The sequence below is a fragment of the Candidatus Thiodiazotropha endoloripes genome (genome assembly GCF_001708965.1).
GTDB classification, from domain to species: Bacteria; Pseudomonadota; Gammaproteobacteria; order Chromatiales; family Chromatiaceae; genus Thiodiazotropha; species Thiodiazotropha endoloripes.
Genome location: NZ_LVJW01000003.1, coordinates 1,804,788 through 1,820,112, shown reverse-complemented (window position 1 = coordinate 1,820,112; position 15,325 = coordinate 1,804,788). Strand labels below are relative to the sequence as shown.

Genomic DNA, 15,325 nt, shown 5'->3' with positions numbered 1-15,325 from the left:
CATGCCCAAACAGAACAATGAGTTAGAGCCAGTCTCAAAACCCCGTAACCAAGCCGCAAAACTCGATGGTGTGGTGATCGGTATTCTTACCGGATTGAATCAACAGTGTGAACCACTGGTTGTCTATCCGGGGAATCCGAATCGTGAAAGCACAGTTGCCAAATCCACGATTCAATTCAGTGAAGAGGATTTCGGTTGCGAGGTCGCTCTGCTGTTTGAAAATGGTGATCCATTGAAACCAATGGTGATCGGGCGTATTCAACACCCCGAACGCAAAAACAGCGATGCTAAAGAGCAGTTTGCCGAGATCGATGGTGAGCGCCTGGTGCTCTCAGCCGAGCGAGAGATCGTCCTGAAATGTGGCAAATCAAGTATTACATTGACCCGTTCGGGAAAAATCATACTCAGAGGCAACTACCTTTTGAGTCGCTCATCGGGAGTCAACCGTATTAAAGGCGGATCGGTGCAGATCAACTGATGCGCGGTAAAACCAACTCCGAGCCTTCTCAGTCAACAGAGTGGATCGTTTCACCACTCCAGCTCTGCGGACTAACGACAGTCCGAAAATAAATAGAATAGTGAAATTCCAGTGATTATCGAACATATTGTCTCGCAGCATGCCGAAGAGTCAGCCTTCCTATGGCTGCTTCGCGACTCAGCCATACGCGAGCCACACTATGACCTTGCCGATCTGAAAGAGCTGGAATCGAGGGTTTCGGCCCATTTGGACGGACTCCATGTGGCCGGAGCCGAAGCCTGGCCATTCTGTGAGGCCGGGCTCAATCAGGCGGAATCCGGTGAAGTTTTTACAGCGGCTTATGTGGCACTGGACCAGGCTAACAATGAATGGCTGGAACAGACTCTGGCCGTAGTCGCCGAAACCCCGGAAACCCTCAGGGGACTGGTCTCCGCTTTAGGCTGGCTGCCACAGGAGAAACTGCAGGGCTTTGTCGTCAACTGGTTGAAGTCCGATCAACCGATGAATCGACTGATCGGGCTGAGTGCCTGCTCCATACAGCGTGTGGATTGTGGTGGGTACCTTAAGCAGGGAATAGAGGACAGTGATGTTTCAGTCTGTTCAAGAGCACTGCGCAACGTGGGTGAGATACGACGCCGGGATCTGTTGCCTCTGGTTATTGAAAAGTTGAACAATGAGGATCCCTGCTGTCGATTCTGGGCCGCCTGGTCAGCAACCCTGTTAGGTGATGAGAAAGGGTTGAATACGTTAAGTGAATTTTATAGTGAAGTCAGTGAATTTCAGCATCGCGCCCTGTCACTTGGTCTTCGTGCGATGGATAAGGAGCTGGCAGTCAACTGGGTTCGTGAGCATGCCAAAACGGAAGGTTATGAGAGAGCGATCATCGAGGCAATCGCCACCATCGGGGATCCGGTGAGCATTCCCTGGCTGATCTCGATGATGGATAAACCTGAGTACAGTCGATTGGCCGCTGAATCCTTTGCGGCGATTACCGGTCTGGATCTGGCTTATGAGGATATGGAGACAGACCAGCCAGCCGGCTTCGAGTCTGGTCCAACTGAAAATCCCGCTGACGAAGAGGTCGCCCTGGACCCGGATGAAGAACTGGTCTGGCCCGATCAACAGAAGATCAGCGACTGGTGGAGCAGTCAACAGGGCAGATTTCATGCAGGAGGACGATATTTGAATGGAGCACAAATTACCCGGGAGCAGTGTATTGAGGTGCTGAAAACCGGCTATCAGCGTCAACGGCGTGCAGCGGCAATGGAGCTGGCGATTTTTGATCAGCAACAGCCTCTTTTCAACACCTCAGCGACTGCGATACGCCAGTCTCAACTGCTTGAATGAGAAACTGAGGCGATGGCTTTCTGGATGCCCATAATTATTGCCGCTCTGGCACTGCTCAATGGTCTGCTGGCGATCTACAGTTATAAGCAGTATCAGTCATGGGGCCATCCGGCAGTCAAGGCCCGTATCAGAGTGACCGGTGTGATGCTTCTGGTCAGTCTGTTTTTGTTTATCTATCTCTAAACAGGTACTGAACATCTCATGAATCGATATCTTGCCGTCAAATTGGACCACTTCAACTTGGTAGAACCCGCTGAGTTCTCTACCGGGAAGCGGCACATATTAGTCGACACTCTGTCTGTTCCAGACCTGTTCAGCGCTCTATCTAAGTGACTTTGCCATGTGTGATACCCCTTCGCCTGCCCGTAGAAATCGACCGGTAGCCAGCGGTGCTAACCCGGATACACCTCATGCCGGTTTTACTGCGGCACAACCTGCCGGAGGAGGGACAACTCCCCAGGGTGGTCCACGCCTTAGCGGTTGGCCCAGACAGCTCACCTGGTCAGACTTCACTGATATTCAGAACCGTCCCAGTGGGGAATCCGAAGATGCGACCATCGCAATGGCGATGCGTCCTGGCAGTTTGCGATTCCTGGAGGAGGGCGGTCAGCACCGGTTGGGAGAGGTGGAGTTTCAAATGGTCTTGAACGAAGGCGGTACCTGGGTGGTTACCTCGGCCAAGACGGCAGAACTGTTACGACATGAACAGGGTCATTATGACATTGTCGGTCTCTGCTACCGGGATATGGTAAATGAGATCAGGGCATTGAGGGAACGCTCCCGAAACCGACTGGTCCGGGCTATACGCCGGGTGATGAGTGCCCATGATCGACGTGCTGACAGCCTGACAAGAGAGTATGATTCCGAGCAACAGACCAATCATGGTCGCAATAGCGCCAGACAACAGGCCTGGTCGCGTCAGATTGAGAGCTGCCGCCGTAGTGGTGCCAGGATGACAGTTCCAGATTGAGCTGTTTACAGAGTCTCATATAGTCTGATCAGTAATCATTTCCCCTGATTGAGCTAGGGTAATCCCGGCTTGGTTCTTCGTGCAGGTTGGACTATCTTTTGCACAGGCGTCAATCAACACTTCATAACCTCGGGTTGATTCACTTTAGTTTTTTCCATCGAATGTCGGTTTCCTGGAATATCAAGCACTTCTGATTCAGGATCTCGCGAAATGGGAATAATCCGGGGTTGCTTAATAATACTAATAGACCTGGGCAACAGATGACATCTGGCGCATGACAGCAATCCACTGTTAAAGTTATTGTTTTCGGCGATGAAGGAATGAGGGGAGATATGAAAAACAGAAGCGTTGCCGTTTTGGCAATGGGGCTTTGTTTTACACCGATCACCAATGCTGCAGAAACCAATCTTGGCCGCTACGGAGAGACACAGCTGCAACAGGATACTGGTGATTCGGTTCAGCGAACCTGCATCGGATTTGTCATGTCAGGTGCTATACCCGGCACAATTCCCCTGTTCGATACCTGTAGTGCCATGGTTCAGACTGCCAATGAACTCTCGGATATCGGTTCATTTGACAGCAGTCTTGGTCTGAACGCCGATGAACTGGCCGATGCCTTGCAGCAGATTGCCACCGAAGAGTATACGGCAACTGGAACCCTGGCGAATGAGGCGGCAGGTACACGAATGGACCCTCTGATCTCGCGTCTTACGGAGTTGCGATCAGGTGCTAGAGGATTCTCCATCTCCGGGCTGAACATCAATAACAGCGAAACACTGGCCAACAGGCCGGGTTATCCGGGGCAGGGGGGCGGTGCCGGAGACCCTTTGATGGATAATGCGTTGAGCGGATTCGCCACCATAAATTCAGGGATAGGCGAGAAGGACGCCAACAGCAGTTCTGCTGCCTTCGACTATGATAACTACCGCCTTACCGCGGGTATAGATTACCGTCTCAGCGAAAACCTGGTGTTTGGTGGGGCGTTGAGTTACAACCGGATTGACACCGAATTCGATAACACCGCAACCGTTTCAGGTGGTGATTTGGAGACCGATGGATGGGGTGGTGCTTTGTATGGAAGCTTTTACAAGGATCGGTATTATCTTGACACGATGGTCAGTTACGCCACATCGGACTATGACATCATACGGAATATCTACATTCCATCAAATACCGCCGTTCCATCGATCAATGAATCAGCCAAGGCAACTACCGACAGCAGTGATTATGCATTCAGCATCGGTGGTGGATATACCATCAATCAAGGTCCCATCTCATTCGGTCCTTATGGGCGTGCAACCTATATGCGAGTCGATATCGACAGTTATGAAGAGCGTGGTGCCGATACTTCCGGCTTGAATTTTTCAGTTGATGATCAGGAATGGACCTCGTTGACCTCAGTCCTGGGAGCGGAATTCTCCTATGCGATCAGTAGTCAGCAGGCGGTTATTATTCCCCAGGCCAGATTAGGTTGGGTCCACCAGTTTGAGAATGATCAGAGCGAAGTAACGGCGAGTTATATCAGTGATCCACGTAATAATCGGTTCAGAGTCCTAACGAGTGAGCCTGACAGAGACTATTTTGAGTTGAACTTGAGCGTCTCTTCCGTGTTACAGGACGGTCTCCAGCTGTTCGTCAACTATGACACCCTGCTTGGGCTGGAAGATCTGACCGACCATCAATTGACGTTGGGTGGGCGTTTGGAATTCTAGGGCCTGTTAACACTAATCCAGTGACGCCCAACTAACTGCTCAGCGGTTGCTTAAGATCAGTCAATCCTTCATCAGCGGTTTAGTCATACGATAGAGACCTGGATCAGAGTCAGGTATCTCAATGATGGGAGCAATTCTACGATAGAAGTCGCTTGAACTTGGCATACCAACGATTGCATAACCATAGCCTTTGAGATGCATCTCCTGCAGGCAGTTGAGTGTCAATCGTCGCCCAACTCCCTGGCCTTTCGCGGCTTCGGTGACACCCAGGGGGCCAAAGTAGCCCAATGCTGTTGCATCATAACAGGCAAAACCGACTATTGAGGCGTGTTGTTGTGCGATATAACAGGAGCAGGGTCTGTTTGCCAACGCGGTTTCGATTTCACTTAACCATACATCGGGATAGTGTTGTTGTGCCCATTCGATCAGCAGTCGTCGATCAGTTCCGATCGGTTTACGTACAACGATATCTGGACTTATGCTGTTCGATACCAGTAACTGGTCAAAATCCATCTCATAGAGTTTGATCAGAAGATCATTGTTTGCCATCAAATAACTCTCTTTTAAGGCTTGATTCAGTATTCAAGAAGCAGTAGGTTCCTGTTATCGATTTGGCAACAATTGAGATCACTCTCAGGCATCAGGCATGTTATCTGGTGCACAGGTAATTGTTGATACCGAGTTCATCATTAGCATAGCGGAAAAAGCGCTTCATCCATATGCTCGAAGAATCAGATAAAGGATTGAAACATTGAGTGAGCCTGACCAATCAACTACCGAATCCATCAGCGCAGAATTGCGCATCGGTAGTGAGAATATAAGGTTTTCAGTGGAAATTACCAATGAGCCTGTGCATATTCATGATCTGCTGCCATTTTTTCAACGAATCACAGACAAGGTCATCGAGATTGGTATCAAGGAGGCTGAGCGGCAGGGAAAATGCATCTCCTGTAAAAAGGGTTGTGGCGCCTGCTGTTCTCAGCTGGTGCCTGTCAGCAGAGCTGAAGGTTATAGATTGCTCAATCTGATTGAATCCATGCCAGCAGAAAGGCAGCAGGTTATCCGAGAACGGTTTGCGCACAATATCAATGCATTGAAAGAAGCCGGTATTCTTCAGATGATGGAACAGGCGGTCAATAACAACGACAGAAAGCAGCTGCGTGAAGTTGGGGTCAACTATTTCAAGCTCAATCTGCCTTGCCCGTTTTTAGAAGATCAATCCTGCTCCATTCATCGGGATCGTCCACTCAGCTGTCGTGAATTTCTGGTTACCTCTGATCCAGTTCATTGCGCTGATACCAACCCGGAGACTGTTGAGAGTCTGAGCCTGCCAAAGCGTATATCACCCATCATTTACAAGATGAGCCGCGATCTCAACGAGGCAGGCAGGGGTTATCTGCCTCTGATACAGGTTCTGGACAGTGCTGAGGCGTTAAGCTCGCATCAGGCCAGTGAACCTGCCATCGATCTGATCAAGCAGTTCCTGCAGAATCTGACACAAGCCTGAGGCCCGAAAGCAGGCCCTGGTGACTGAGAGTGTTGTTTGTGCCCGCCAATCGGCGGGCACATGTTTTTGAGCGAATCAGAACTCGCTGCGCAGACCGATGTTGATGGTATGGGCAGTCCAGTCGTCGTGGGCGAGGATGGTGCTGTAGTCGATGAAGCCGACCACGCCGTTCTTGAACTGGGCGGAGGAGCCGAGTCTGAGACGCAGGTAGTCCCGATCAGGGTCATCACTTTCGATACGGATCGCCTGAGCGTTGGGATCGCCGGCCAGATAGGCGTTGATCACCTGGGCATCATCCTCGAACTCATGCAACCAGTCGAGGCGGGTGTAGGGGATCAGGATGCCCCAGTCGGCGCTGTGGGTGTAGGCCAACCGGCCACCGAGCTTGAGGGTCAGCCAGGTCTGGTCGGTATCGTCCACCCGGGTGGCCCAGCCACCACCGTCGGCATCCGGGTTGGAAACCTCCTCGGTGAAGCCGTCCACATCCGACTTGATGTACTCCAGATCGGCTCTGGGACCGAAGCTCCAGGGGCCGTTGCTGAAGTCGTAGCCTGAGCCGATGAACAGGCTGACCATGCTGCCGTCATAGTCGGCGGAGAGCTTCTGATCCACATTGGCCAGTCCATCGAGCTGGTAGCTGATGCGCCGGCTCTGATCGAAGTTGTTGGCCCCATAGCCGAGTGAGAAGTCGACGAAGTAGTTCTGCTCGGCGTAGTAGGTGCCGTAGAGGTTGAGGCTGTAGCCCTGGGTGTCGATCTCAGCGGCATCGTTCTCCAGTTCGGTGGTGGTATCCACATAGCCGAGCGCACCACCGAGGATGAAGTTCGGGTTGATACGATAGTCGAGGCCCATGGTGAGGCCGAAGGTATCGAAATCGAGGCCGGACTCCAGATCGGTCTCATCCTTGCTGCCGGTGGCGATATCGCCGGTGATGAAGAAGCCCAGACGGCTCTGCATCAGCGGATTGTCGCTACTGGCGCCGCCGCCCCGCTGCCGATAGGCCTGGGCGATGGTATCGATGGAGAAGGGCTTGTCGTCGATCAGCAGATCGAGTCCCTGGAAGGAGATACCGGAGGCCCCGGCGCGCAGTGCGGCGATGCGTGAGCCGAGATTACGGATCTGTGCCTGTCCCCCCTGCTGGGAAGAGTTGTTGGCCTGGGTTGCCGTTTCCGGGTTGACCTGGTTCAGGGCGGTGGCGGTGTTTGGATCGCCACCGATGGCAGCGCCGACCACGGCATTACAGTCCTCCTGCAGGCGGTCTTCGAGGCGGCCGCTCGGGCAGGCCTCACCGATCACTTCGGCGAGAGAGCCGAGATTGGGGTTGCCGCCGGTGTAGGGATCCAGCAGGTCGGCTACCGGATTATCTGAAGCCGCAGCGTTACCCGTCAGGGGGACCGTATTACTGCCGGAATCGGTGGTGATCAACAGATTGCCTGTTAAGGTGCCGGTCGCTTGAGGCGAAAACACCACCTGAATCTCACAACTGTCACCGTTGTTCATGAGTTGCGCTGGACAATTATTGCTCTGAGTGAAGTCACCATCGATGTCAATCGAGAGCAGGGAGACCGGAGCATCACTTTGATTCTGTACTGTTACTGTCAATGGGTCGCTTTGCCCACCTGACACAGATTGTGGAAAACTGAGACTTGAAGGAGAAACGGAGGTTGTCGCCGGTGCCCCGGATACCAATAAAGGAATAATACGTTGCAATGCGCCTGATTGGTTGGAACCGTTTATTGTCAGTGAACCACTGATGTCACCTGAGCTATCCGGTTTTACCGATACAAAAACTGCACAGCCTGCACCGGCATCCAGGGAATCCGGACAGTCATTGGTCTGTGTGAATGGTGCTGTGACTGTGATTGAGGTAATGCTCAGCGGTGCATTGCCAGTATTGGATATGGGGACTTGAACGGGGTCACTCTGGGCGTTCACGGAAACAGAGCCAAAGTCGATTTCGGTGGATGGTACAGAGACCTCACCCTGTAGACCGACACCGCTTAGTGTCGTAGTGAAAGTAAACAGTCTTGCGGCCGTAGCAGGGCGGGTTGCATCGAGAGAAGGGTCATCACCCGCAATGGTCAATGCGCCGGTCAATTCTCCAGATGATTGAGGTGAAAAGGTTACATCCACGGTGCAGGTGGCGTTAGGCGCAAGAAAATCGCTGCAGTTTGTCGTGAAATCGAAATCACCGGTAATATCGATGGAAGTGATACTCACGCTGTAAAAGCTGCTGGAGTTGCTCAATGTGACTGATCTTGGTGTGGTGCTACTACTGCCAACATCAACATCCCCAAAAGCCAAGTTACTCGGCGATATGCCTAAGGTGGCTGAAGCATTCGTGGAAGTGATTAACAGCAGAGCAAAAAGCAGTTTGTCTACGATATAGCGTCTACTGATGAGCGACATCACCCTTTGGTAGATAAGGCGCATGATAAGTCTCCCCAAGCGATGATTTTGATGATGATTTTTCGGGCCATGTTAGCGAGCGTCCGTGCAGATGTCGATTACCAGAACTAGGTAGTGTCCAAGGTATCGAGTCCCGGTGGCTCAATGAAGGAATTTAACTGAGTACTTTCCGATTGTTAGACGCAGGTATTGAAAACAATTAGAGATCATGAGGGATCTATGAAGCCGATAAAAAATGCCCGCCAAATTGGCGGGCATTTCAATAGGCTGATCAGAACTCGCTGCGCAGACCGATGTTGATGGTATGGGCAGTCCAGTCGTCGTGGGCGAGTATGGTGCTGTAGTCGATGAAGCCGACCACGCCGTTCTTGAACTGGGCGGAGGAGCCGAGTCTGAGACGCAGGTAGTCCCGATCAGGGTCATCACTTTCGATACGGATCGCCTGAGCGTTGGGATCGCCGGCCAGATAGGCGTTGATCACCTGGGCATCATCCTCGAACTCATGCAACCAGTCGAGGCGGGTGTAGGGGATCAGGATGCCCCAGTCGGCGCTGTGGGTGTAGGCCAACCGGCCACCGAGCTTGAGGGTCAGCCAGGTCTGGTCGGTATCGTCCACCCGGGTGGCCCAGCCACCACCGTCGGCATCCGGGTTGGAAACCTCCTCGGTGAAGCCGTCCACATCCGACTTGATGTACTCCAGATCGGCTCTGGGACCGAAGCTCCAGGGGCCGTTGCTGAAGTCGTAGCCTGAGCCGATGAACAGGCTGACCATGCTGCCGTCATAGTCGGCGGAGAGCTTCTGATCCACATTGGCCAGTCCATCGAGCTGGTAGCTGATGCGCCGGCTCTGATCGAAGTTGTTGGCCCCATAGCCGAGTGAGAAGTCGACGAAGTAGTTCTGCTCGGCGTAGTAGGTGCCGTAGAGGTTGAGGCTGTAGCCCTGGGTGTCGATCTCAGCGGCATCGTTCTCCAGTTCGGTGGTGGTATCCACATAGCCGAGCGCACCACCGAGGATGAAGTTCGGGTTGATACGATAGTCGAGGCCCATGGTGAGGCCGAAGGTATCGAAATCGAGGCCGGACTCCAGATCGGTCTCATCCTTGCTGCCGGTGGCGATATCGCCGGTGATGAAGAAGCCCAGACGGCTCTGCATCAGCGGATTGTCGCTACTGGCGCCGCCGCCCCGCTGCCGATAGGCCTGGGCGATGGTATCGATGGAGAAGGGCTTGTCGTCGATCAGCAGATCGAGTCCCTGGAAGGAGATACCGGAGGCCCCGGCGCGCAGTGCGGCGATGCGTGAGCCGAGATTACGGATCTGTGCCTGTCCCCCCTGCTGGGAAGAGTTGTTGGCCTGGGTTGCCGTTTCCGGGTTGACCTGGTTCAGGGCGGTGGCGGTGTTTGGATCGCCACCGATGGCAGCGCCGACCACGGCATTACAGTCCTCCTGCAGGCGGTCTTCGAGGCGGCCGCTCGGGCAGGCCTCACCGATCACTTCGGCGAGAGAGCCGAGATTGGGGTTGCCGCCGGTGTAGGGATCCAGCAGGTCGGCTACCGGGTTGTCCGATGGAGCGGGGGACCCGGAATCATCTGCGGTTCCCGATAGATTGATTCTGGAAATACCTTGATTGGTATCGATTACCAGTGTACCGGTTGCATCTCCCATGGATTGAGGCGTAAACACCACCTGAATATCACAACTGCTACCAGCGGCCAGTTCAGAGCCGCAATCATTGGTCTGGCTGAAGTCTCCTTCAGTGGAGATGCTGTTGATGGTCAGCGGTGCGCTGCCCTGATTGGTCAGGGTTACCGTTTGAGGATCACTGCTGCTGTCAACAGATGCGTCCGGAAAGGTGACATCCGTATCGGAGGTTACCAGATCGGCAATCGTACCAACGGCACTCAGAGAGACAACCTCCATCAAACTGTGTGTACCGTCGGTCGCATTGAATCCAAATGAGCCGCTCAGTTCTCCGGCACTGGTCGGTACAGCAGATACGGTAACCGTACAGCTGCTATCGGGGCTCAGGGTGGTGGGACAATCATTGGTCTCGGTGAAATCACCACTCAGTGAGAGAGTGATTTCTGACAGGGTAGTACTGCCCCGGTTGGTAATGGTGATGTCTTGTCCAGCACTTTCGCTGCCAACCGGTGTATCAGAGAAACTCAGACTGGTGGGAGAGACATCAAGCTGTGTGACCAAAGCGGCCAGCCCGATTGCACTCAGAGCGGTTGCAGAACTGGTGGGGCCTTGTGGTCCCGTTCCGCTGGCTGTCAGGGTGCCGGCAATGTCTCCGGTGACCGATGGAGTGACATTGACCATAACGGTACAACTGGCACCGGCTGCGAGAGAGGCAGGACAGTCATTGGTCTGGGCAAACGGCGCCGTAGCATCTATCCCTTCGATGGTCACGGCTGCGTTGCCGGAGTTGCTCAAAGAGACCGATTGGGAACTGCTGGTTGTGCCAATGTTGATGGAACCGAAATCCAGGTTGTTACTGCCAAGAACCAGATCGCCACGGATACCGACGCCGGTCAGGGATACGGTTGGTGAGATGGGCAGGTAGCTGGCACCGAGTACGATCGAACGATCGAAGCCGGTGATGTTGATGGATCCGTTTCTTGTGCCAGTGGTGGATGGGGTGAAAGTGGCCGTGATGGTACAGCTGGTCAGTTCATCGAGCAGCAGCGGTGACATCGGGCAGTTGTGGGTAATGGAATAGTCACCGGTAGCGGAAATCGATGTAAACTCAATAGCGGAAGTGGAGTTGTCGTTATTGAAGGTCACACTCATTGGTGTGCTGGCGACACCCACCCCGACATTACCGAAGTCGAGCGACGCCGGGGCAATTGAGAAGATTGCGTGCGCCCCCATTGAGTAGAGCAGTAGAAATGTGGCGATGAGGTATTTTTGCCACGTCATAATAGACCAGCGCTGCACAGTTACTGCATTACCAAGGTAAAACATCAAGACTCTCCCCGTTTTGATTATTCATTATCAATCTAAGGAAATATCTGAAAATCCACGCATGTCCCCCCTCTATCCGGGTGTCGTCGGTTTTTTGCGCTTTACCATGCCGTCGTATGCCGGGATCCAGGAAACCAAGTGCCTGGGTTCCGGCATATTTCTCGGAATGGGGATTTATCAGATCTCCCCTAAATATCCAGCTTAGTGGCTGACTATCCTTGCGGTATGAAGAAAAATTCTCCTGCTTCATGTCCGCCATGCTTTATTGGAGCATATTCAGGTATTTGGTCAATACCGAATTTAGATGCTGTCTGCTGTACCTCTTTGGCCAGTCCACGAAACAGAGTATAGGCCTCCAGTACGGAGTTGTTTTCCGACAGTGTCTTCAGGAATGACTTTGCGAATACTGAGTGCTTGCCACCGCCCTGGTCGAGTACCGGTTTCAGTCCCCCGGAGGTTAGCACGGTACGGGAGCGGGTCTTGGCCATGACTTTTAACCATTTTGTCTTAATCTCGTAAGACATGCCCACATCCAGTCTTGCCATGGAAGAGCGGGTCAGAGAACCGGAATAACAGGAATCGGCTACCACCAGTATGTGTTTCGCCGACATGGCATTGAGAATATCTGTGATCGCGATATTCGATATCCAGTTTGCCGTACTGTTGGGTTCTGCATCGACAGGTAACCAATAGCCACGCAGGTTGACCCGGTCGAGTTCACCATGACCGGCATAGTAGATCAGTAGGTTGTCCTTATCAGTCAGCTCCTCTCTCAGCTTGTTCAATGCTGAGAGCATATCGTAACGAGTGGCATCCATCAGTACCGTGGTTTTGAAGCCATACTTGTCTCTCAGCAACTCGGCCGTCTGTTGTGCATCGGTACTCGCACTGACCAGATCGGGAAAACTGCTGTATTGATTGTTACCGATCACCAGCGCGTGATACTCACCAAAGTCAACCTCTCCGATCAGTCGCTTTGCGTCAGCGACAGGATCGACAGCTTTTTCGGATATCAACTGCGGTTGTCGCACATTGCGCATCTTCGGAATCAGCAGAAACTCCAGGCTGGTGCGTTGTCCCTTCTTGTCCACCGCAACCATTTTGACCGGTGTCTGATCGTTATCGACTTTCACCTTGGTGGAAAAGATACCGAGTGGATCAGGTGCCTGGGTTTGATCGTTGACCGTAAATGAGACCAGTCCAGCAGGTGCCGACACCTTACCGGTGACTATTCGTTCCTTTGAGGCGGAACGCAGTCTGACACTGGGGATGCCACGTGTCAGCGCGATCGGCGGATCGAGAATCTCAATGGTCGGTCCGGATAGCGCAGCCGTCTGTCGCTGGTTACGCAGGTCCGCCAGCTGGGTTCTGTAGCGCAGCGCCTCTGCCTGATAGCGATCGATCTTGACCTGTTGCTCCTGGATTTCATCCAGATAGGCTTGCTCGGAATCTCTCAGTTTCTTCAACTCAAGTTCTTTGCGTGCCGCTGCGGTTTTGGTGGAGACCAGCTCTTTCTGGGTCTGAAACAGCAGTTTCTGCTGGCGGGCCAGATCCGGATTGAGTTGACTGATCTGCTGTTGACTGAGTTCCAGCTGTTGCTGCGATTGAGTCAGTTTCGTTTTCAGCCCGCTGATCTCCTGCTCTCTGCTGGCGATGTCCTGTTTCAGGGTTGAGCTTTCAGACAGCTTCGCCTGTTCCAGTGTCTGCAGACGTTGTTCATACTGAAGTAACTCTTTTCTCAGTTTTGTAACCGCAACGCCTTGTTCACCCATAGCACTCTCTTTGAGTTCCGTGTCTCGCTGCAGATTCGCAATCTGGCTCTCAAGCGTGATGGTCTTGTTGGTTGCTTCCAGCAGCGATTGCTGAGCCTGTTCCAGCTGGCTGCGTTGTTGCGCCAGTTTTGGCTGATTTTTGGCGATCTCCTGGTTGGCTTTTGTCAGCTCACTCTGCGCTTGATCATATTTCCGCTTCAGCGCTGAGGCCTGGCTGGTCTGTTCGCTTAATGCCTGCTCCAGAGCCTGTTTCTCCTGGCTTGACAGCCGTAGTGCGACCGACATCTCCTGATGCTGGGCTGTGAGGCTGGTCTCCAGTTGCAGAATCGCCTGTTGCTGGGATTTTACAGCCTGTTCCTGCTGCGCCAGTTTATTGCGCAGTTGTTCCAGTTCTTGCTGATTCGATGGAACTGACGCGGCTGGGGCTGTCAGCACCGTGCGTGTCTCGATCTCTTTTCGGAGGCTCAGCATGTGCTGCTCGGATTTCGCCAGCTGTGAACGTTCTGCACTCAATTGGCCTTTGGTGCTCTTCAACTGTTTACTTAAGCGATCGGTCTCGGCTTTCTGCTGTTGGCGCTCCTGTTTGAGCAGACGCAGTTCGTTGCGTTCCGCCTTGGAGATCTCAACCGAGGAGGAGAACTGCAGATTGTCACTCTCCAGACCGGAGGCTTTACGATACCAGTTGAGTGCCTGTGCCAGATCCTTTTTGACGCCGAAGCCCTTTTCGTAGAGGAAACCCAGGTTGATGCGCGCCCGTGAATTGCCCTGATCTGCGGCTTTTCTGTACCAGGCTGCAGCAGTCTGATAATCGGGTTCAATGCCCAGCCCCTTTTCATAGATCTCACCAACGTAGTTTTGTGCCTCGGGATCACCTTGCTGGGCCTGGGGTAGCCATACCCGCAGGGATGTCCGGTAATCGGCTCGGTCGAAGGCTACATACTCACCACCACGTATCTCACACTCTGATGCCGTCGTTTTGACCGGCCTTCTGGGCGACACATAGGTCAGATTGGAACCCAGTTTGCGTACCTGCCCAGGGAGCAGACAGTCTACGATGAGCAGTTTATCTGTATTACCGGCCAGTTCTGACAGGGATTGCTGGGTCTCTGCCTTGGTTGCCTGAGACTGACAGCCGGCAAGACCGAGCCAGCCGCTGATCAGCGCGGTGACGGCAATGGTAAGTGGGCTGAATTTGGGGGTTTGTTTCAGGGTGGGAAGTTGTAACATATCATTTTCCAACGGGGATTTTATACTCTCTGCGATTAAGGATAGACAAATTGCATGAGGCTGAAAACGAATAATCTCTCGACTATGACATATTCACGTTTATTTTGCGTTGCAGCATTATTGCTTATGGCAGCCTGTGCGTCGCCGAGTAAGCGATTCGAACGGCAGGCGACCGAGTTGGGATTCGACAAACAGGAGAGGCTTGGCGAGGGTTTTATTCATACATTGTTTAAAAACAGGGTCTCCCAACACTCATCCCGATTGCATGTCTATCTGGGAGGGGATGGTACACCCTGGTTGGGGGGTAAATTCGTCGCATTGGATCCCACGCCGAGAGATCCGGTTGGGCTGCGTCTGATGGCCCTCGATGCCAATCCAAGCGTCTATCTGGGGCGACCTTGCTACCATGGGCGATATAACACGCCTGCCTGTTCACCACTGCTCTGGACCCATCAGCGCTACTCGACTGCTGTTGTGGAGAGCATGGCTGTGGTCATAGAGAAATTACTGGAGAGCGGTGGCTATCAGGATCTGGTTATGGTGGGATTCAGCGGGGGAGGTGGTTTGGCCATGCTGCTGGCGCCGAAACTGCCACAAACCCGCCAGTTAGTGACTTTGGCCGGCAATCTGGATATCGAGGCATGGAGCGATTTCCACGATTATGATCCATTAGAGGGGTCGATCAATCCCAGTGTGCAACCACCACTTGATGCCGCGATTCAGCAGTTCCATCTGGCTGGAGGAAAGGATACGAACATTCCTCCCTGGATGGTCGAGGCAGCGGTGGGGAAACAGCCCAACGGTCAGTTCATTACCTTCGAAGAGTATGGCCATGGTTGTTGTTGGGAAGAGATCTGGAAATCGATGTTGCAGTGTCTGGCCGAGTCCTGTGAATGGAGTCATCAGCAATCCCCGGCAATTTCCGCCCATCCATAAAC

11 protein-coding genes are annotated in these 15,325 nt (G+C 53.1%); 7 read left to right on the top strand and 4 right to left on the bottom strand.

Annotated elements, in window-relative coordinates; all coding sequences use genetic code 11:
• Position 1 precedes the first annotated feature (1 nt).
• The 5 genes from A3193_RS08135 to A3193_RS08120 all read left to right on the top strand — a co-directional run bounded on the left by A3193_RS08135 (position 2) and on the right by A3193_RS08120 (position 4,507).
• Positions 2 to 478 (top strand): DUF6484 domain-containing protein, encoded by a 477-nt coding sequence (locus A3193_RS08135; protein ID WP_069005869.1) that lies wholly within the window; start codon positions 2 to 4, stop codon positions 476 to 478.
• A 111-nt stretch (positions 479 to 589) separates the two neighbouring features.
• Positions 590 to 1,825, top strand: coding sequence for a TIGR02270 family protein (locus A3193_RS08130; RefSeq protein ID WP_069005868.1), 1,236 nt, complete (start codon positions 590 to 592; stop codon positions 1,823 to 1,825).
• 24 nt (positions 1,826 to 1,849) lie between these two features.
• Positions 1,850 to 2,008, top strand: coding sequence for a hypothetical protein (locus A3193_RS20545; protein ID WP_155523031.1), 159 nt, complete (start codon positions 1,850 to 1,852; stop codon positions 2,006 to 2,008).
• A 157-nt stretch (positions 2,009 to 2,165) separates the two neighbouring features.
• Positions 2,166 to 2,795, top strand: a complete 630-nt coding sequence (locus tag A3193_RS08125) for a DUF922 domain-containing protein (RefSeq protein WP_069014492.1) — start codon at positions 2,166 to 2,168, stop codon at positions 2,793 to 2,795.
• Positions 2,796 to 3,127: 332 nt separating this feature from the next.
• The gene (locus A3193_RS08120; protein WP_162273737.1) at positions 3,128 to 4,507 is read left to right on the top strand and encodes an autotransporter outer membrane beta-barrel domain-containing protein; all 1,380 of its coding nucleotides are present in this window, start codon (positions 3,128 to 3,130) and stop codon (positions 4,505 to 4,507) included.
• A gap of 60 nt (positions 4,508 to 4,567) precedes the next feature.
• On the opposite strand, the gene A3193_RS08115 is transcribed toward A3193_RS08120, so the two are convergent.
• Complete coding sequence (locus A3193_RS08115) at positions 4,568 to 5,056, bottom strand: GNAT family N-acetyltransferase (RefSeq protein ID WP_069005865.1); 489 nt, start codon at positions 5,054 to 5,056, stop codon at positions 4,568 to 4,570.
• A 202-nt stretch (positions 5,057 to 5,258) separates the two neighbouring features.
• Here A3193_RS08115 and A3193_RS08110 point away from each other — a divergent pair, with 202 nt between their 5' ends.
• A complete protein-coding gene (locus A3193_RS08110; RefSeq protein ID WP_069005864.1) occupies positions 5,259 to 6,014 on the top strand; it encodes a YkgJ family cysteine cluster protein in 756 nt (251 codons plus the stop codon).
• A gap of 75 nt (positions 6,015 to 6,089) precedes the next feature.
• Here the strand turns inward: A3193_RS08110 and A3193_RS08105 are convergent, their stop codons facing one another.
• The 3 genes from A3193_RS08105 to A3193_RS08095 form a co-directional block, all read right to left on the bottom strand.
• Positions 6,090 to 8,447 (bottom strand): autotransporter domain-containing protein, encoded by a 2,358-nt coding sequence (locus A3193_RS08105; protein ID WP_083218628.1) that lies wholly within the window; start codon positions 8,445 to 8,447, stop codon positions 6,090 to 6,092.
• A gap of 247 nt (positions 8,448 to 8,694) precedes the next feature.
• The gene (locus tag A3193_RS08100) at positions 8,695 to 11,343 is read right to left on the bottom strand and encodes an autotransporter family protein (RefSeq protein WP_069014489.1); all 2,649 of its coding nucleotides are present in this window, start codon (positions 11,341 to 11,343) and stop codon (positions 8,695 to 8,697) included.
• A 257-nt stretch (positions 11,344 to 11,600) separates the two neighbouring features.
• Positions 11,601 to 14,387: a caspase family protein gene (locus A3193_RS08095; protein WP_069014488.1), complete on the bottom strand. Its 2,787-nt coding sequence runs from the start codon at positions 14,385 to 14,387 to the stop codon at positions 11,601 to 11,603.
• Positions 14,388 to 14,513: 126 nt separating this feature from the next.
• On the opposite strand from A3193_RS08095, the gene A3193_RS08090 reads away from it, so the two are divergent.
• The gene (locus tag A3193_RS08090; protein WP_083218398.1) at positions 14,514 to 15,323 is read left to right on the top strand and encodes an alpha/beta fold hydrolase; all 810 of its coding nucleotides are present in this window, start codon (positions 14,514 to 14,516) and stop codon (positions 15,321 to 15,323) included.
• Positions 15,324 to 15,325 lie beyond the last annotated feature (2 nt).